This is a genomic window from Amycolatopsis lurida, assembly GCF_900105055.1.
In the GTDB taxonomy this organism is placed as follows: domain Bacteria; phylum Actinomycetota; class Actinomycetes; order Mycobacteriales; family Pseudonocardiaceae; genus Amycolatopsis; species Amycolatopsis lurida.
This window is the reverse complement of record NZ_FNTA01000004.1, coordinates 2348689-2366983: the sequence shown is the minus strand read 5'-3', so window position 1 is coordinate 2366983 and position 18295 is coordinate 2348689. Positions and strand designations below refer to the sequence as shown.

13 protein-coding genes, 1 tRNA gene and 1 pseudogene are annotated in these 18295 nt (G+C 65.8%); 9 read left to right on the top strand and 6 right to left on the bottom strand.

Annotated features, from left to right (window positions below; all coding sequences use genetic code 11):
- Positions 1–31 precede the first annotated feature (31 nt).
- The gene (locus BLW75_RS16085; protein WP_034320158.1) at positions 32–2746 is read left to right on the top strand and encodes an ATP-binding protein; all 2715 of its coding nucleotides are present in this window, start codon (positions 32–34) and stop codon (positions 2744–2746) included.
- A gap of 170 nt (positions 2747–2916) precedes the next feature.
- Entirely contained in the window at positions 2917–3912 is a 996-nt protein-coding gene (locus BLW75_RS16080) for a nuclear transport factor 2 family protein (protein WP_091597705.1), read from the top strand.
- Between the two features lie 358 nt (positions 3913–4270).
- Here the strand turns inward: BLW75_RS16080 and BLW75_RS16075 are convergent, their stop codons facing one another.
- Positions 4271–4885 carry a TetR/AcrR family transcriptional regulator gene (locus BLW75_RS16075; protein ID WP_158005417.1) on the bottom strand — a complete coding sequence of 205 codons (615 nt, stop codon included), beginning with the start codon at positions 4883–4885 and terminating at the stop codon, positions 4271–4273.
- Between the two features lie 47 nt (positions 4886–4932).
- On the opposite strand from BLW75_RS16075, the gene BLW75_RS16070 reads away from it, so the two are divergent.
- The 4 genes from BLW75_RS16070 (at position 4933) to BLW75_RS16045 (ending at position 9535) form a co-directional block, all read left to right on the top strand.
- On the top strand, positions 4933–6138 hold the full coding sequence (locus BLW75_RS16070; protein WP_158005416.1) for an amidohydrolase family protein: 1206 nt from the start codon (positions 4933–4935) through the stop codon (positions 6136–6138).
- A 142-nt stretch (positions 6139–6280) separates the two neighbouring features.
- The gene (locus tag BLW75_RS16065) at positions 6281–6577 is read left to right on the top strand and encodes a hypothetical protein (RefSeq protein WP_034320150.1); all 297 of its coding nucleotides are present in this window, start codon (positions 6281–6283) and stop codon (positions 6575–6577) included.
- 1099 nt (positions 6578–7676) lie between these two features.
- The gene (locus tag BLW75_RS16055; RefSeq protein WP_034320236.1) at positions 7677–8885 is read left to right on the top strand and encodes an IS256 family transposase; all 1209 of its coding nucleotides are present in this window, start codon (positions 7677–7679) and stop codon (positions 8883–8885) included.
- Positions 8886–9268: 383 nt separating this feature from the next.
- Positions 9269–9535, top strand: a complete 267-nt coding sequence (locus BLW75_RS16045) for a site-specific integrase (protein ID WP_091597699.1) — start codon at positions 9269–9271, stop codon at positions 9533–9535.
- Positions 9536–9592: 57 nt separating this feature from the next.
- Here BLW75_RS16045 and BLW75_RS16040 read toward each other — a convergent pair whose 3' ends face one another.
- Positions 9593–10102 (bottom strand): hypothetical protein, encoded by a 510-nt coding sequence (locus BLW75_RS16040; protein ID WP_241783975.1) that lies wholly within the window; start codon positions 10100–10102, stop codon positions 9593–9595.
- Between the two features lie 171 nt (positions 10103–10273).
- Positions 10274–11473, bottom strand: coding sequence for an amidase domain-containing protein (locus BLW75_RS16035; RefSeq protein ID WP_091597696.1), 1200 nt, complete (start codon positions 11471–11473; stop codon positions 10274–10276).
- 1126 nt (positions 11474–12599) lie between these two features.
- On the opposite strand from BLW75_RS16035, the gene BLW75_RS16030 reads away from it, so the two are divergent.
- On the top strand, positions 12600–12803 hold the full coding sequence (locus tag BLW75_RS16030) for a hypothetical protein (protein WP_034320138.1): 204 nt from the start codon (positions 12600–12602) through the stop codon (positions 12801–12803).
- 460 nt (positions 12804–13263) lie between these two features.
- Here BLW75_RS16030 and BLW75_RS44195 read toward each other — a convergent pair.
- Positions 13264–14233, bottom strand: a pseudogene (locus BLW75_RS44195) (transposase); the annotation flags it as partial.
- A 122-nt stretch (positions 14234–14355) separates the two neighbouring features.
- The gene (locus BLW75_RS42285) at positions 14356–15237 is read right to left on the bottom strand and encodes a GIY-YIG nuclease family protein (RefSeq protein WP_143055324.1); all 882 of its coding nucleotides are present in this window, start codon (positions 15235–15237) and stop codon (positions 14356–14358) included.
- A 482-nt stretch (positions 15238–15719) separates the two neighbouring features.
- Here BLW75_RS42285 and BLW75_RS16020 point away from each other — a divergent pair, with 482 nt between their 5' ends.
- The gene (locus tag BLW75_RS16020; protein WP_034320135.1) at positions 15720–15908 is read left to right on the top strand and encodes a hypothetical protein; all 189 of its coding nucleotides are present in this window, start codon (positions 15720–15722) and stop codon (positions 15906–15908) included.
- Positions 15909–16610: 702 nt separating this feature from the next.
- Positions 16611–17684, top strand: coding sequence for a tyrosine-type recombinase/integrase (locus BLW75_RS16015; protein WP_198935811.1), 1074 nt, complete (start codon positions 16611–16613; stop codon positions 17682–17684).
- Positions 17685–18079: 395 nt separating this feature from the next.
- Here BLW75_RS16015 and BLW75_RS16010 read toward each other — a convergent pair.
- Positions 18080–18152 (bottom strand) — tRNA-Ala (locus BLW75_RS16010).
- Positions 18153–18295 lie beyond the last annotated feature (143 nt).

Here is an 18295-nt window from a genome sequence, read left to right as displayed (position 1 = left end):
GCGGCCGACCGGCATAAGTAGGGTTCGCGACATGCTGCACGGCCGGGACACCGAACGCCGCGCCCTCGACGAGCTGCTGGCGGCCGTGATGGCCGGGCACAGCGGGGCGCTCGTGGTGGTGGGTGAGCCCGGAATCGGCAAGACCACGCTGCTGGACTACGTGGCGAAGACAGCGACGTCCGAAGGCGCGCGAGTGCTCCGCGGCAGCGGTGTGGAGTTCGAGGCCGAACTGCCCTTCGCCGGCCTGCAGCTGCTGCTGCGGCCGGCGTTGCGGCACCTCGACGCGCTTCCGGAGGCGCAGGCGGTGGCGCTGCGCAGCGCCTTGGGCCTTGCCCCGGCCGGCGGCGGCGACCAGTTCCTGATCGGGCTGGCGGTGCTGTCGCTGCTCGCCTGTCTCGCCGAGGACGAACCCTTGGTGTGCCTCGTCGACGACGCCCAATGGCTGGACCGTGCCACGGTAGAGACCTTGATGTTCGCTGCCCGCAGGCTGGCCGAGGAGGGCGTACTGCTGGTCTTCGGCGCGCGGTCGCGCTTTTCCGCGCAAGGCCTGCCGGAGCTTGAACTGACCGGTCTGGACGCCTCGGCCGCCACCGCGCTGCTCGCCGAGCACGCGGACGACCTGACCCCGCAACTGCGCTACCGGCTGCTGGCCGAAGCCGCGGGAAACCCGCTGGCGCTGATCGAGCTTCCCGCCGCCCTCGGTGACGCGGGCTCCGCCCTGGACACGCACCTGCCGCTGACGGACAAGCTACGAGCGACCTTCACTGCCCAGCTGGACCGCCTTCCCGACGCCACGCGGTGGCTGCTGCTGGTCGCTGCCGCGGAGGACACCGGTGACCTCGCGACGGTACTGCCCGCCGCCGCGGTGTTCGGTGCCACGGTCGCCGACCTGCGCCCGGCCGAACTCGCCGGGCTGGTCGTCGTCGCCGACGGCACCATCGGCTTCCGTCACCCGCTGGTGCGGACGGCGACCTACCAGGGCGCCCCGCTGGCCGACCGGCTCGCACTGCACCAGGCACTCGCCAGCGCGCTCAGCGGCCCCGAACACGCCGACCGGCGCGCCTGGCATCTGGCCACGGCGAGCACCGGACCGGATGAAGCGGTGGCGGAAGAGCTGGAGCGGACCGCGACGCGCGCGGGTCGTCGCCTCGGCCACACCGCCGCCGCGACGGCCTACGAGCGGGCCGCGCAGCTCAGCCCCGCCGTCGCCGAGCGAGCGCGCCGGCTCGTGCTCGCCGCCGAAGCCGCCGCCGAGGCCGGAGAGGTGTCCAGGGCTCGTTCGCTGGCCGTCGAGGTGGCCGAGCCCCCGGAGGATCCCGAGTTGCGAGCCCGGCTGGTCAAGGTCGACGCCGTTGCCCGGTTCGCCGAGGGACGGGCGGGTGAAGCGCACCGGCTGCTGCTCGACGCGGCGAACCTGACGGGGCTCGGGCCGGACCAATCGCTGGACCTGCTGCTGGAGGGTTCCTACTTCGGCTGGTTCGCCGGACAGCGCGAACTGGCCGAGAGCCTCGACCGGCTGACGGATCTGCGGCACAAACCGGGTGGCGCGAGGGGCGCGATGGCCCGGCTACTCGTCGCGGCGATTTCGGTTCTCCTCGACCGCGACGTCGGGCCTGCCGACCTGGCCGCGCTCGGCGAGCAAGCCTGCCGGCACGCGGACGCACCGCATCAGCTGCTGCTGGTCTGCGGTCTCGAGCTGGCGACCGGCCAGGACGCCGCCGTGCTCTCGCTCGCCCGACGGGCCGTGACCGAGGCCAGGGCGGCCGGCCGGATCGCGCGGCTGCCGAACTTGTTGTTCCTGCTCGCCGAGGCGCAACTCGCGACAAGCCTCCACCGCGACGCCGTCGCCTCGGCCACCGAGGGGAACCAGATCGCGGAGGACACGGGCCAGCACCAATGGCGCGGGATGCACGCCGGGCTGCTGGCCTACGTCACGGCCATCGAGGGCGACGACACGCGATGCCGCGATCTCGCCGACAGCGTGCTTGCCGCGCCCGACGGCCCCGGCACCCACCGGGCCATCTGGGCCCTCGGTGTGCTCGACCTCGGCAGAGGCCGCGCCGCAGCCGCGTTGGCCCGGTTCGCGACGCTCGCCGAGTCACCGGGCGGCTACGGCGTCGCGGCGACCCGCAGCGTGCCCGACCTGGTCGAGGCGGCGGTGCGGGTCGGCGAGCCGGCCAGGGCGGGCGAGGCCTTCGACCGGTTCACCACGCGCGCCAGGAGCATGCGCCAGGCGTGGGCCGACGCCTTGGTCGCACGCTGCCGGGCCCTGCTCGGCCCCGAGCGGGAAGCCGAAGACCACTTCACGACCGCGCTTTCCCTGCACGGCAAGGATCGACGTCCGTTCGAGCAGGCGCGAACCGAGCTGCTCTATGGAGAATGGCTGCGCCGCGCCCGCCGCAAGGCGGAGGCGAGCACCCATCTGCGTTCCGCCAAGGAGACGTTCGAACGATTGCAAGCCAGGCCGTGGCTCGAACGGGTGGAAGGCGAACTCGGCGCCACCGGAGTGACAGGCAGCGGCGGCGGGCACGCCACGTTGCACGGCCCGCTTGCCCAGCTCACCCCGCAGGAACTGCAGATCGTCCGGCTGGCGGCCACCGGGCAGTCCAATCGCGACATCGCGGCGCAGCTGTTCCTCAGTCCGAGAACGGTCGGGCACCACCTGTACAAGGCCTACCCCAAACTCGGCGTGCAATCCCGCGCCGAACTCGCGAGCCTCACCCTGCGCGACCCTGCCGCCGCTTAGCGTGCGGCGAGTTCAGGCCACGTCCTTCGCCTCGTTACCCCAGAGGTAATCGACAGGGTGCGGTGTCTCGAAGATCCTTTGGGCAGAGCGGGAACACCTACCCACCACACGTTCCCGCGCCGAGACGGAGCCGAGAAGCGGCTTTCCCCCGAAGCGATCGGAGAAAACCCATGCGGGTTTCGCGCATCATCCCTGCCCTCACGGTGGCCGTTTTGTCCTGCGTCATCTTGGCGACATCGGCGAACGCCGAGCCACAGGCACGGCAACCGGACCGGACGACGGCGGAAGTGCCGGCGAACGTGCGGCAGTTCATGGCCGCCTACCGTGACTGGGGACGGAACGCGCAGGATGTCGACGCATACCTGAACCTGTTCGTCCAAGACGGAACGGCGCGCCTGTGGGACAGCGGGCTCGAAACGCCCAGGGACTGGGCGGGGATCAAAAGTCAGATCGAGGGCGTACTCCGGCTGGTTCCGGACTATGTCTTCGTGCCGGAGACCGTCACCTCCAGCCCGGACGGGAGAGTCGTCTTCGTCGAGGCGCTCAACACCGGCACGATCAAGGAGAAGCCGGTCTCCTTCAAAACGATGCACCGGCTCGTCCTCGGTGATCCGGCTGCGGGCAAGGACCCCGCCCGGGTACAGGACGGCAGGCGGTTCTGGGACCAGGTCAACATGTTCCGCCCGGTCGAGGATCCGGTGAACCCGCTGCGGAACCTCTTCGAGGGAATCGCCTCGTCGGCGACCGATCCGGCTCCGGCGGCCCCCCTGCCGCCTCGCGTGCGGCAGCTGGCATGGAACCGGGAAGCGGCCGAGATCCTGGTCGCCGGCGTGGACGGCACGGCGACTCTGCAGGGACCTGGCCTGACCACGCCGATCTCCGGCCGCCGGGCCATGACCGAATATCTGGACCGGTTGTTCGGCGCGGTCCGCGACATCCGGCTCGAGCCGCGGGCCACCGTGTCCGCGGGTGGCACCGAATACCGGGAGTGGATCGGCACCGCGGTGGCGCTCGGTGGTGGCGACCCGCGCACTATTCCCTTCAGCCTGGTCGAGCGAACGGTGCGGACCGCGACCGGCACGGCATGGTCGCTGCACTTCGACACCCTGGACCTGATCGCTTCCGTTCAGACGGTGAAAGAACTACGCGCCCGGATCTTCGGCTAGACACCGTGTACGGGCAGCACTCGAAAAGCCCCTGACCGGAAGACAACGGTGCCGGAGCGACCTTGGTTCGCTCCGGCACCGTCGTCTTTCATGTCGATCTTGAGGGGGGCGCTTTGCGGCACAGTGTCACAGAGGCGTGGTGACGGAGACCCGATGGCGTCGAGGTCGACCGAGGCGCCACGCCACGTTTGCCTTATCCCGTGGGCGGGGCCGCACGCTGCGGTGTGCTGCCTTCAGGTCATGCCTGGAGCATGGCAGCGACGTGCCGGAATCATGCGGCCGGATCGGCGGAAGACCCGCGGCTTTGCGGTGCCGTTCGACCTCGTCTCCGATTCATGACGACCCGAAATCGCGGACCTCACTCCTTGCGCGGGAGTATCCCGTGCAGGACCGCCTGAGCGAGCGCCTCGGCTTGGTGCGCGGGCGAGAACAGGTCGGGGCAGGCCAGCCAGGTGGCGGCGACACCGTTGACCGCGGCGATAATCGCGATCGCGCCGGACTCCGGCGGCACCACTTCACCGGAGCGGTCCACGCCGGCCGCCCTCAGCAACGCGGCGAGCTGTTCGGCCCAGGCGTCCATGACCCGCCGCTTGTCCTCGAGCCCGACCTGGAGCTCGGGAAGCTCACTGCCCTGCATCGACATCGCAAATGTGGTGCGCAGGGCGAAGTTCTTCTCGAAGGCGGTGAAGAACGCCACGAGAAACCGGCGGATCCGCTCTTGAGGGCCGGCATCGGTGTCCTCGAGGTGAGCCCAGACCGGGGCAGCCGCGGCGCCCCAGTTCTCGGCGATCGTGGCCAGGTAGAGCTCGGCCTTGTCGGTGAAGTGGTGGTACACCGCGCCGCGGGTCAGGCCGGCGCGCGCCGCGATGCCGGACAGGGTCGCTGCCGCGTATCCGCGTTCGGCGAATACCTCCAGCGCGGCCTCGAGCAGGGCTCGGCGTGTCTGGGCTGCCTCTTCGGCTGTTCGTCGCACGCCATCATTATGGTATACATACACGAATGTATGATTACTCTTCGAGCGTGTCGATCCGCGATGTGAGGGTGTTCACCGGTGACACGGTCCTCCCCGACGCCCACGTGACCTTCGAGAACGGGCTGATCGTCACGGTCTCCACCCAGCCGTCGCCGGTCGCGGCAGGCACCGAGATCGTCGACGGCCGGGGACGGACCCTCCTGCCCGGCCTCATCGACGCCCACGCTCACGTCTTTCCGGGAAACCTGGAACAGGCAGTGGTCCTCGGAGTGACCACCGTGCTGGACCTCATGGCCGACCCGGCGGCGATCGGCACCCTGCGCCGGCAGGCAGGCGCCACGCCCGCCATGGCCGACGTCAGAACCGCCGGCACGGCGGCGACGGTGCCGGGGGGCTACGGCTCGTACCTCGTCGAGATGGGCTACCTGCCGCCGTTCCCCACCCTGACCGAACCCGCCCACGCCGAGGCGTTCGTCGACGCCCGGCTGTCGGAAGGCTCCGACTACATCAAGATCCTCATCGACGATGGTTCAACGACCGGAACCCCCCTGCCCAAGCTGGGCGAAGACACCATGACCGCACTCGTCGAGCACGCTCATGCCCGTGACCGGCTCACCATCGCCCATGTCCTCAACGCCTCCGACGCCGCGACGGCCGTCCACGCCGGTGTCGACGTGCTCGGTCACCTGTTCGTAGATCGCCCAGCCGACCCGGACCTGCCGCACCTCCTGGCCGAGCGCGACACCGCGGTCATCCCCACCCTCGCCGTTCTCGACGGGCTGTTCGGCAGGCCGCACGCATCGGAACTGCTTGCCGACCACCGCATCGAGCCCTACCTCGACGCCACATCCCGGCAGATGCTCAGCTTCGGCGACTTCCCCCTCAACCCCGAAGCACGCCATGACCTCGACGTACCTCACCAGACGCTCAGCCTGCTCCGGGACGCCGGCGTCACCATCCTCGCCGGCAGCGACGCCTCCAACCCGGACACCGCCCACGGCGCCACGCTGCACCTCGAACTCGAATTACTCGTCCGCGCAGGCCTCACCCCGATCGAAGCCCTCACCGCCGCCACCAGCGCACCAGCCGACCGATTCGCCCTCGCCGACCGCGGTCGCATCGCGCCCGGACTCCGCGCCGACCTGCTCCTCGTCGACGGCGACCCCACCAGCACCATCACCAACACCCGCGACATCACCGCCATCTGGCGAAACGGCCAACGCGTCGAACGTGCTCATCAGCCGCGGTCGTAGGTCGTGGTGGTCGACCGGATCCAGCGGTGACGCCGGTAACAGGAACCTCCTGTTCATCGGCCCGTGAATGAGTGTTCCCCCACGCTGAATCGCCCGGCCTACCGTGGCTCCACTGTGGACCGACGGAAACGGTGGACGGCGTATGAGGCGAACGAAGATCTGGCGACGGCTCGTGGTGCTGGTCGCGACAGTGGCCGGAGCGACGGCTCTGGCATCCGGTTCCGTGGCGCAGGCGGGGTTGCTTTCGCCCGCGCCGAGCGATGATCCGTTCTACGCGGTGCCGTCCGGGCTGGACGGGGTCGCCAACGGCACCGTGCTCGCCTCGCGCCAGGTCACCACGGCGGTCCTGGGGGTCCGGGCGTCTTCCGTCCCGCGGTGGACGGAAACCTTCAGCGCCCCGGCGCTGCTGTGTCGATCGAGCCGGTCCGGCAGGGGCTGACGTTCCACGGACTACGGCACAGCCACAAGACGTGGATGATCGCCGACGGTATCCCCGAGATCGCCCAAGCCCGACGGCTCGGGCACCTGCTCGACAACCGCATCGTGGAGACCTACAGCCACGTCGCCCGTGAAGTCGAGCGCCGCCGGCGGAAAGCACGCACGGCTGTGGGCCGACCGAATGCGCCACAGCCGGCCGGACCCGCGCGAACGCTCATTGACCCCCACCGCGCCGCGGTTGGGGGAAAGCAGCGGTGAAAAACGAAGTAGCCGAGACGTTCCCCTGCCTCGCTTCACCGCGAGCCCTGCGCGCCCTCGGCCTGGCGCCTGCTGCTGATCATCGAGCAGACAGAGCGGCAAGATCGATCCTCCAGAAACCCTCCAACTGAGGTTCCTGAATCGATACGCGGCGGATCTTCAAGTGATCACCGGCGATCATCGATCAAACAAAAAACCCTCCCTGACCTGCGGAAGTTCCGCTGATTCGGGAGGGTTTTGTATTGCGGAGCTAAGGGGACTCGAACTCCTGACCCCCTCACTGCCAGGGTTCAACCAGGGCGCTGACCTGCGGTTATCGAGAACCCGCTGGTCGGTTGGAGCAACTGTGGGCTGCTCGATGCGGTTCGGCGTCGTTGAGTGCAGCTGTGACCTACGCTGTGCTCCAGGTCTGCTCCAGGAAAATTGGTGTGAGAGTTCAGGACAGCTCAACGACAAGAGGATGGGCGACCATGACCTTCGAGTTGGGACAGCGCCTTAGTCTGCCGAATCGGCAGTCGGCAACCAGTTGGTTAAGAGTCGGCATTTAACGTGTCGGACGGTGTCGAGTGATGTCGAACGAGACTTTTTCGTCTGTTTGGTGGTCAGTCGCTGTGTCGGGGTATGTCGCCTGGTGCTGGATTATTTCAGACCCTTCGGGCTCGCAGATGCCGAGCGACTCCACCTTGCAGGGCCGTGTCATGACAACCGTGTAAGCCACGGATGGACCAAGATCGGGTCGTCGGACGCGACCCAGAAAGGCTCCGTCTGTGACCGAGGACACACCTGATCGGGCTGCGGGTTCCGCTGCCGGCGAGGCACTCGCTCGCGTGCTGCCGCCGGACATGCTCGATGCGTTGGTGAAAGACGCGTACGCGAATGGCGGTGCGCTGGGCGCGCAGGAATTGCTGAACGAGATGACCAAGGCGGTGCTCGAACGGGCACTGGACGCCGAAATGACCCACTATCTCGGATACGAGAAAGGTGACCCGGCCGGGAACGGGTCCGGGAACTCCCGGAACGGCAGGTCCCCGAAAACCGTGTCCACCACTAACGGTCCGGTCGAGCTGGCGGTGCCGCGTGACCGGAAAGGCTCGTTCGAACCGGCGATCGTCCCGAAACGCGCACGCCGGCTGGGCAACATCGACGAGGCGATCCTGTCACTGTATTCGCGTGGCATGACGACCCGCGATATCGAATCACATTTGCGTGAAGTCTATGGCGTGAACGTGTCACGGGAGCTGGTCTCCAACGTGACCGAGGTCGTGGCCGACCAGATCGCGTTGTGGCAATCCCGGCCTTTGGACGAGATATACCCGATTCTTTATGTCGACGGCCTGCGACTCAGAGTCAAGGACAAGGGCGTGGTCACGTCCAAGGTCGCCTACCTGGCCGTCGGCGTGGACATAGAAGGCCGCAAGCACGCCCTCGGGCTCTGGATCGCCGACACCGAAGCAGCCAAGTTCTGGGCCAAGGTCGTCACCGACCTGCGCAACCGTGGCGTGAAAGACATCCTGATCGCCTGCTGCAACGGCCTGACCGGGCTGCCCGACGCGATCCGCGGCGCGTTTCCCGACGCCGTGGTCCAAACCTGCGTCGTGCACGTGATCCGCAACGCCATGCGCTTCATCTCCTACGGCGACCGAAAGAAGGTCGCCGCCGCCATGCGTGAGATCTACACCGCACCAACACTCGAGGCGGCCGAAATCGCACTCACACACTTCGACAAAGATTTCGGCACACAATACCCGGCCGCGATCCAGGTATGGCGGCACGCCTGGAACGACTTCATCCCATTCCTTGACTATCCACCCGAACTCCGCAGGATCGTCTACACGACGAACCTGATCGAGAACATCAACTTCCAACTCCGGAAAATCACCAAGAATCGCGGCCATTTCGACAGCGACGCCGCCGCGACAAAACTGCTCTACCTCGGCCTTCGCAACATCACCAGCAACCGAGGCGGACCATCAGGAACCGGCACCCGAGGCTGGAAACAAACACTCAACACCCTCGCCGCACTCTTCCCAGGCCGCCTCCCTCTCCACTAGAATAAGAGAAGAAATCGTCCGTGGCTTACACGAAAATCATGACAGAGTCTCCAGTTGTGTTCGCCCGTGCCACCCGCGACGGAGAAGGCCACCAGCAGCCCCGGCGTCCCGCCGGGTCGACGCCGGCGGGCAACGTCTCGTGCGCCGCGGCGAACAGGTCCACGACCGAGAGCAGAGTGCCCGCCGTGAACCCGGCCTCGTGCGGGTGAGCACGAGCAAACACGAAAACCAACGGCAGCACGACGCACTTGGCCCGATCTGCGTGAGGGTGTTCGAGGAGAAGCTCCCCGGCAGCTTGCCGTCGACGCCCGACCCGGCCTGCCGGCCGCGCTCGACTATAGGTCCTCGCCCGCGACGCCGACCCGGTCAGCCGCCGTCGGCGCATGACCTACCGCAGCGCCGAACGCCACCTCGATACCGCGACCGGCGGCTGGGACCTGCACGACCTGCGCCACTCCCGCCTTACCCACGCCGGAGAAGACGGCGCCACCGAAGCCGATCTGATGAACCTCTCCGGTCACGAAGACCGCCGCATCCTCCAGCGATATTTGAAGCCCAGCAAGGAAGGAACCCACCGCCGACTCGACGACCGACGCGGCACCCGGACAGCCAGCGCCGACGACCTCGCCACGCGCATGGCCAGGACCTGACCGCCGCCGTCACGGCACCCGGCGGTGTTCGTCGCTGTCGAACGACGGCGAGCGGAACTAAGGGCCGCCCACTAGGTCATATGTCAGGTAGCAGTCCTTGGAGGCCTCGACGACGACTCCCGTCACGGTCCCTCCCTGTGGGAGGGCGCCAACGGTGAAAACCGGGTGTGAGGGTCCGAACATGGTGAAGACGTCATCGACCTTCACCATCCCCGTACCGCCGTTGCCTTTCTCCAGACCCAGTCCAGCACGAGGCGTGCAGTACGGCCTTGTTCGCTGTTCAGGGGTCTTCTCGTCTTCGCACCATTGCGCGCCAGCGCACGTCATGTGGCTGCGGTAGTCCCTGCCGTTGTACTTGACTTGGTACGGGAGGCCTTTCTCTCCCGGTAGTGCGTAGCCGAAGTGGTTCGCCACCTTGGGGATGAACGCGGCACCACATAGTGCACCGAGAACGACCAGCACAGCGATTGACAGGATCACCACACGTCGGCGTCGGCGGCTCGTGGACCGGTCATCGACGCTTTTATCGTCGTGGCGCGGCGTGGGCACAGGTTCCCTGCCTGGCATGGTTGCCCCTTTCGGCATGACGAAGTGCTCCTCACCACGGTAGCGGCGGCATCAACTCGGCACGCCCCGCCTCGCGATGACGATGCGAGCGGAGAGTGTTGCCTAGCCGGGTTGGTCCCTCACTGCTGCGAGGGGCCAACCCGTCGTGTGTTACTTAGCTGCTGTTCGGCGCTATCCCGGAAGTCCCCGGGTGTCGGTGAAGTACCAATTGGCACCTTGGCCGAGCTTGTCGGACACGACGTTAAGCGGGACGTTGTCCTGGTCGGTGCTGTGGTAGGTGACCTTGATCTTCGACCAGTCGTTGATGTTGCCGGCGGGGTTTTCGGTGATGATCATGGTGTGGTCGAGGTGGGCGTCGGGCACCCCGCCCCATGCCCAGTCCACGAAGATCAGGTCAGCGATCAGGGGAGTTTCGCCGGCATAGTGGCGTAGACGCTTGCTGTGTAGGTAGCCGAAGAAAAAGAACTCATGGGCGATGGCCCAGGTCCTGCTGTGAGAAACAACGTTGTACTGAAACCACTTATCGTCGCCGTCCGGCCCGGGGCGACCGACGTCGGGCCAGCCGCCTGCGCGCATGACCTGGGAGGCGAAGTTGGTGCAGTCGTTGCCGAAGCGCTCGTAGGCAGGGTTGTAGCTGAGGGCAAACGTGCGGGCGTAGCGGACCGCGGTCTGGCGGTCGATCGGCACACCCCCGTTGATGCTGACAGGCGGAGCGCTGCTGTAGGGCTGGGCTCCGGGATAGTTCGGCTTGACGTCCTTGGGGATCGGGGTTTCGCTGGCCAGATCGCGCCGTGTGGCCGGCTGCAGCTTGACCGGATTCACGTAGGGGACGGGGTCGAGCGCGTCGGCCGGGACGTCCAGGGCGTCGGAGGCCAGGACCCAGCCGGCTCCGTGCCGCTGGAAATCGAGCACGTGCGGTACCTGGTAGCGGGTCGCGTCCGCCGAGTCCGGCGTATCACGTTTCGCGAACACCAGCCGGGTCTGCTCCTGCACCGTGACCCGGGCGGTGTCGCCGGTGACCGTCACCGTCGGGGACACTAAATCGACCTGGGCATTGCGGTACTGGGCGTAGGTGCCGACGGTCCTGGCCCGCAGGCGATCCAGCGCGGGGATCTCCGTGGCCAGCCGGGCGGAGAAGGGACTGGTCGCCGCCACCGACGTCAGCGCCGAGGCGGCCAGAGCGGCTGGCCGGGAATCGGTGACCCGGCTGGCCCGGTCCTGCAAGTACTGCCGGGTCAGCGCCAGCAGGTTCCCGGAGTCGTCGGCGGGCGCGGCCTGCGCGATCGCGGTCAGACAGAGCGGCGCGACCACCGCCGCCGTCGCGGTCAGTACCGCGACCCGGGGTCTGCTTCTTTTCCTGAAAAAGTGCACAAAGACCTCCCAGTGGAAATGCGAATTCCGTTAAATCGAGTGTCGCAAACTCAGTTTGGCGTGGCGACGGAACTGAGCTACTGTCGATGCCGTTAAATCGACAGAGCTTAAGGGCCCCTCGTTAGGCGGAGTGAAAATGAGTGATATAGCTAGGCGGCCGGGAGCAGGTGTTCCGCTGTGTGGGAAGGTCGCGACAATGGTGCGATCGAGCGGGACACACGCGGCCGGAACGGCACACAGCCATCAGGACCGCGACCCCCTCTTCGACGTACGGCCTGCTCATGGGCTTACTCTGTGGCCGCTCGCTGCAGCGAGGTGACGTCGGAGTCGAGCAAGTCAACCTTGGAGCCCAGACGGTTCGGTCTGGCCTCGTCGCCCCAGATGGGTCTCCGCGATGTAATCCGTCAACACGGCGATAAACAATAAGCCCCAGCAATGTCTATCCGTGAATATAGCGCACAGTCCCCTCGCTTCCCTCTCCCGACCCAAACCTTATCGGCGATAATTCACCACCGTCAAGTGTGTTCCGTTGCTTAGCGATGAATAACCCGACTGGCGGAGTCGGCGTGGACCATATGCCTTATGAGATCGCATGAACCGCCTCTTAACACCCCGTAGCGGTCACCGGCCACGAAGAGATCTGAGCTTGGACCACGACGGCCTGCTCGCCGTCGCGGCCGAACTGCAGCTCACGCGCCTGGATCGGCTGAGCAACACCGAACTCCGACGTCCAGCGCCCTGCGCGGGCACGCCGCGCAGCTAAGCCCGATCGCTGACACTATCCACCCGCACAGCACCCGGCACTTCTACGCCATCACCGCCGAGAACAACGGCATCCCCCATTCGCCAGATCAGCCTCGACCTCGGCCACTCCTCCGTCGCCGTCACCGAGGCCTACCTCGAACACGCCCGCGCCCTGCTCAGCTCCGCCGCCATCGTCACCGATCTCATCGCCGCCGACGAAGACCACACCCCAATCCCGGCACTGGACTGACCTGTGACGGTCATTCGGGAACTTTCGGTCAGCTATGTCGTTGAGGAGCAGGGTTCAGGCGCACGTCAAAGTTCAGAGATTGGTGCCTGACTCCCCTTCGACACCGTCACTCGGGTTGAAGGGACACAAGCCATGTGGGCTTGGCTCATCGGCGGCTATGCCGTCTTCGTCGCGGGGCTTATCGGCTACGCGACGCACTTTGCGCTGTCGCTCAAGGACAAGGACCATCGGGCGGACGCCTGCAAGGTCCTCAAGCTGCTCTGGGGCGCCGTCGCCGACGCCAGCAGTCTAGTTGCCCTGCTTTGGCGGCTCTACGAAGCCGGGGTGATCCTCTAAGACTTCACCGCAAAGTAGTAGACCTGGAAACCATCACTGCGGATAGCTTCCAGCTCTACTACTTTGCGTGAAATGCCACGTCGCACCCGAGACTCGAAGGGGTCACGAACGGCGCGTCGGACGGCGCCCAGTGCTCGTCGCCGTGGGCGCCTCCGAGATCGACATAGCCGGACGCTACATCCGGCTGGGATTGGCCGCCGACAGTCTCGTCGTCGCTGAACGTCTCGGCTGCGTGCCCGACGGCGCGCTGGATTTGCGGTGCCGCATGATGCGCGACCGCGCCGCCGCCAGCGTGTAGATCCTCGTCGTAGACGGCCTGCCCGACGGCCGTCACGTGTCCCTCCACGCGACCCGCGACGACGCACATGACCACCTCAGCGCCATGACCCCAGCGAGCGCGCCCGACGACACCCTTATCGCCACCGTCGCCGAACGGGCGCTCGGTTCTACCCGCGGCCCTGTCGGTGTCGGTGAACCGCAACTGCGCACCGGGGTGCGGGCGTTCCCGGCGGATGATGACCCGTGCACCGTCCGGCCATTTCAATAGGCCGAGTATGCCGGTGATCTCGGCGACCCACGCCCCTTTCCAGGGTTTGCCGTCGAGGTCGCAGGCCTGGACCCACGCGTCGGCGGGGATCGCGAGAACTGTGGCCTGAACTCGACGACGATGAAGAACCGCAGTGAAAACCCGCATCCCGCGCTGCGTGTCGCGGCCGCGAATGCGTGCGTCGCCCCGGCGTCGGTCCGCACCATCACCCGCGGCGCGCCGGGATCATCGGGGCTGGGCCGGGCGTGAGCGGGCAATGCGGCAAGGGCCATGGTGAGGATCTCGACGTGGTCCGTGGCGGTGTTCGTCCCAGCCTTGCCCGATCGTAGGATCCCGGCCAAAGCTTCCCCTCCGGCGATGTCGGGGCGGTCGAGGTAGGCCAGCAGCGGGTGAAACCCGAACGTTTTCTTCCACGCTTTCGCCGCGCTCTCCTTCTCGCTGTGGGCGATGGTGATCGTCGCATCGATATCGATCACCAGCCCGCCAGTGAGGTCGGGGCCTGCTCCGGCGGCCCAGGCGCGTTCCTGCGCCGCCGCGCGAACGGCCTGCAAACGAGCCAGATGTTCGTCGTCGACTTCGTCCAGGACTCGCCACGTGGTGGCGTCGCTGGCCACCGAGCCGAACAGTTGTCCTGATCCCGCAGCGTCGCCAAGTGCTCCAGCGCGTTACCACCGTCGGCGATCATCACCGCCAGATCAGCCAAAATCCGCCCCGGCAAGTGGACCGGCATCCCGTCGTAGGTGTCAAGAATTGCTTCCGACCAGCCAGTTCCCGGACCGGTGCTGCCCGTCAACTCCCGTAGCAGCGCCACGCCCGCACGTGACACCAGTCCCGTGCCATCCGCGCTGACCTCGACCCGCGACCGCTTGCTATCTTGCACCAGGGAGTGCGTTCCTGCTCGTGAAACTGGCTGTCTTCGCAAACATCAATTTCCCTTACAGGACAGGCACTTCCTCCAGTCCGAATCAGTTTTACAGCACCTGCGCGAAAGGCCCAGGCTAGAGGTCATCGTTGCTCGTCTGCAGTGCTCAATGGCAGGTACGTCCGCTGCGCAGAGGGATATTGCCGTGTTTCTGGATATAGAATCACGTGCCCTAACAAGGCGGTCCCTTGCCACCCTGGGCCGAGGTTTCTTGTCAGGAGGGACATCGCATCGTTCATTGTGGGAGGCGTTGTGCCGAAATCGATGACCTGTGAGTTCGTCTGGAGCGATTTAGCGTAACGGAACCCGTATGGCAGAGTACGTTTCAGCGTCCTTACTGCTTCGCTCGCTGGCCACTGTCCCACAACCTCGGGTATTTGATAGTCGAGGTTCACGGGGTACTGGTAGTCGAAGTGCTGCTTGGATATGTCGGCACTGTCGCGCCGTCGGCCCGGGTCCAAGTTGCCGAATCCATTCTGGTTCCAGGGAGCGCTACCTGAATTTTTTTCTCGTTTGAGAAGGAGGTGGTGTGGTGAAAGTCCATCTAAGTCTTCTTCCACCTTCAGGAAGTTGAAGAACACGTCCGCTGGGTCGATATTGCGACGACCCGAGAGCTTGCGCAATGCCCGAGCGAGACGATGTTCTATCGAAGCTGGAGCCGAGCCGATGTAGACACGTCGATCGCGATGGAACAGCTGGTAGACGCCAGGGCCGTGGCTGATGCGGCTGAGCTCCTTTGGGACCAGGGGACGTGCCGGGATGGCAGCCAGTGCCTCGGTGAGCTGGTCGGTTACCGCTCTTGTCATGTTTAGTGTGAACTGTTCCCCGCCTACGGTCGGCTGCCGGGTGTTGGCTGAGACGGAGGTCGCTGAGATGAGCGGTTCGCTGTGGTCGCGGAAGTCCGGCTCGCCTCTGGACTCGCGCAAAGCGGACAGCCATAAGGTGTGGAAGCGCTCTTTCTCCATCCTGACATTTCGGTCCGCTAGCGGACCGAGCGTGGTGACGATGGACAGGACTAACTCCCAACGCGGCAGAACGGACTTCGAGAACGCGGAGCGGACTCGCTCGTGACTTGCCGTGGCGGGAAGAGTGTTGTCGTTCAGGATCGAGTTACTGATACGCCGGGAGCTGGGCAGCCCGGCAAGCTCGTGGAGAACATGCAGAGCGTCATTGAGGTCTCGCAGTCGGTGCGGAAGATCGGCTGGGCGGCGAAATGTGGGCATGATCTCTCAACTGTCAGGGGCTGTCAAAGTTCGTCAAGGCCTGTCAACTGCGGAACTCGTCGGCGGGCGGCTGTCTAAGTATGGCCAAGTCTGTCAGAAATCGTCTACCAGCCTCGCCGCTACCAGCATGCTTGGTCCACAACGGTTCGCCTGGTCCACATCGACCGGAAGGTCGGCAACCAGCGCACTCACCCTGACCATCGAATATCCGAGGAGAAGACGTCATGGTCAAGAAGACGCCGCCACCCTTGTTCGACCTACGCGGCGCAGTCCTGATCCTGCTGGCTTTCGTCATCGGCCTCATCGCAGGGTCGCTTACCTACTTCGCCGGCCAAAATGTACCCGCAGCCATCCTCGCGGGCCTCACCGCCGCGGCCCTCGCACTGGTCGTTCTCAACCGCGAACTCCCCTGACCTGGGCTCCTCGACACGACCTCTAATGCCCGTTCAGCCCGGCGGTGGCCGACCACTACAACCGTTGTGACTGTGAGCGGTAGCTGTCACCTGCAGCAGGTCCGGTTTTCAGTTGCTGATCACTGCGACGACAGGATGGCGCGAACACCACCCCGCTGTCGTTGGCCAGGGTTATCATGAGGGTCTCGACTTCGACTACGAACCACGCGTCCGCGAGCTCGCAAACCTTCCCCCTCCCCCCCGGGGGGCGTCGATCGACATGGACGGCACCGAGCGTCGCACCGAAGTCTGGCGCTACCGCGAACTTGTCACACACTTCTTGGCGGACTTGTGACATCCAGCGCGGGCTGAATTCTCATTCAGGTCGGCCACGAGCTGTCGCCTGCAACGCGGGCCAGTGCCGTCTCCGATTGGGCTCCGTTGCCGACGTAGAGCCCGACACTACCCGATACGGCCTGACAGTCGGATGGGATGTGAGGTCCGCGTTGACCTGCATAGATGGCCGAAACTTGACCCTTTGCGACACTGGCCGACCTTACGGCGGAGGGGACTTGTGATCCGAGGGAATCTGCAGCTCATCGACGTGGCGTTGTATTGCTTGCCTTTGTCGCGTTTGCACTGTTGGTAGCCGAGTTGCGAACTGGCAAACGGTGGCGCATACCGGGGCTGTCCACTTTCGACGCTGGCGTCCGGGAGGGTGGTATGGCTTGGACAGAGAAGATCGGCCCGCGCTCTTGGCGTGTCCGGTATCCCACGGCTGACGGCAGGGTCGGGTCGCGTTCTGGTTTCGGTACCAAGAAGTTGGCTGATGACTATGCCAATCAGATTGAGGCCGATCAACGGCGTGGTATCTGGTTGGACCCGCAGGCGGCGAAGACCAGCGTGTCCGCCTGGGCGGCCTTGTGGACCGAAACTCTCGACGTGGAGGTCCGCACTGAGGAGAACTATCGCAGCCGGATCCGTAACCAGATCGAACCGCGGTGGGGGAGTACCGCGGTCGGCGATATCACTGCCCTGGCGGTGACGTTGTGGGTCAAGGAGTTGCGGCGCCGCTACGCCCGGTCGACGGTGGCCGGCATTGTCACGGTGTTCTCGATGATGCTTGACGACGCTGTCGACGAACGGCTCATCGCCGTCAATCCTGTGCGCAGGAGGGCGCGGCGTGGTCGGCGCCGTGAGCGGTCGCCCGTTTCCGTGGAACGGGTCTGGGCCACGCCCGAGCAAGTCGTCCGGATCTCGGACAACGCGGAGTTGCTCGGCGGGCACTGTTATGGGCTGTTGGTGGTGACCGCGGGCTGGACCAGGGCACGCTGGGGCGAACTGACCGGTCTGCGCCGCGTCAACACGCACCTCGACGACGGGTGCATCGTCATCGATCCGGACACCGGCTGCTTGCATGAAGGCAACCACCGCCTCTGGCTCGGGCCACCCAAGACTCCAGCGTCGGCACGCACTATCACGCTGCCACCGTTCCTGATCGATCTGTTGCGGGACCACCTGGACGGTCACGATGGTGACTTCGTGTTCGCCAGTCCGCGCCGCTGCTGGTTGCGCCGCAGTGACTTCGATCGGCGGGTCTTCCGCCCCGCGGTGGACGGAAACCTTCAGCGCCCCGGCGCTGCTGTGTCGATCGAGCCTGTTCGGCAGGGTCTGACGTTCCACGGACTACGGCACAGCCACAAGACGTGGATGATCGCCCGAGATCGCCCAGGCTCGTCGGCTCGGGCACCTGCTCGACAACCGCATCGTGGAGACCTACAGCAACGTCGCCCGTGAAGTCGAGTGACGCTTGATCCGCTGTCTCGAGCGCCGCTGGCGGAAAGCACGCACGGCTGTTGGCCGACCGAATGCGCCACAGCCGGCCGGATCTGCGGGACCGCTGGTTGACCCCCACCGCGCCGCGGTGGTGGGAAAGTAAGGGGGAGAGCCTGCAGCAGCTGAGAGTTTTCCTGCCTCGCTTCGCCGCGAGCCCCATGGGCCCTCGCCCTGGCGCCTGTTGCTGATCACATCGAGCAGGCGGAGCGGCAAGATCGATCCTCCAGAAATCCTCCAGCAGAGGCTCCTGAATCGATCCGCCACGGATCTCCAAGTGATCACCGAAGATCATCGGACAACCGAAAAACCCTCCCTAGCCTGCGGAAGTTCCGCTGATTCGGGAGGGTTTTGTATTGTGGAGCTAAGGGGACTCGAACCCCTGACCCCCTCACTGCCAGTGAGGTGCGCTACCAGCTGCGCCATAGCCCCGGAGCGGCGTTGTTCTCCGCATCTCGTGTGTCCATACATTACACCGCCCATGAGGGCCGTTCACGCGGGGGTCACTCTATGCACCCCCTGCCGGGTCGAATGGCGCTGACCTGCATCTTTGCGCCTTATTTTTAGCCTTGTAT

Coding starts and splice junctions, on each gene's coding strand:
- BLW75_RS16085 (WP_034320158.1), top strand. CDS start 32: ATGCTGCACGGCCGGGACACCGAACGCCGCGCCCTCGACGAGCTGCTG.
- BLW75_RS16080 (WP_091597705.1), top strand. CDS start 2,917: ATGCGGGTTTCGCGCATCATCCCTGCCCTCACGGTGGCCGTTTTGTCC.
- BLW75_RS16065 (WP_034320150.1), top strand. CDS start 6,281: ATGAGGCGAACGAAGATCTGGCGACGGCTCGTGGTGCTGGTCGCGACA.
- BLW75_RS16055 (WP_034320236.1), top strand. CDS start 7,677: ATGCTCGATGCGTTGGTGAAAGACGCGTACGCGAATGGCGGTGCGCTG.
- BLW75_RS16045 (WP_091597699.1), top strand. CDS start 9,269: ATGACCTACCGCAGCGCCGAACGCCACCTCGATACCGCGACCGGCGGC.
- BLW75_RS16040 (WP_241783975.1), bottom strand. CDS start 10,102: ATGCCAGGCAGGGAACCTGTGCCCACGCCGCGCCACGACGATAAAAGC.
- BLW75_RS16030 (WP_034320138.1), top strand. CDS start 12,600: ATGTGGGCTTGGCTCATCGGCGGCTATGCCGTCTTCGTCGCGGGGCTT.
- BLW75_RS42285 (WP_143055324.1), bottom strand. CDS start 15,237: ATGGAGAAAGAGCGCTTCCACACCTTATGGCTGTCCGCTTTGCGCGAG.
- BLW75_RS16020 (WP_034320135.1), top strand. CDS start 15,720: ATGGTCAAGAAGACGCCGCCACCCTTGTTCGACCTACGCGGCGCAGTC.
- BLW75_RS16015 (WP_198935811.1), top strand. CDS start 16,611: ATGGCTTGGACAGAGAAGATCGGCCCGCGCTCTTGGCGTGTCCGGTAT.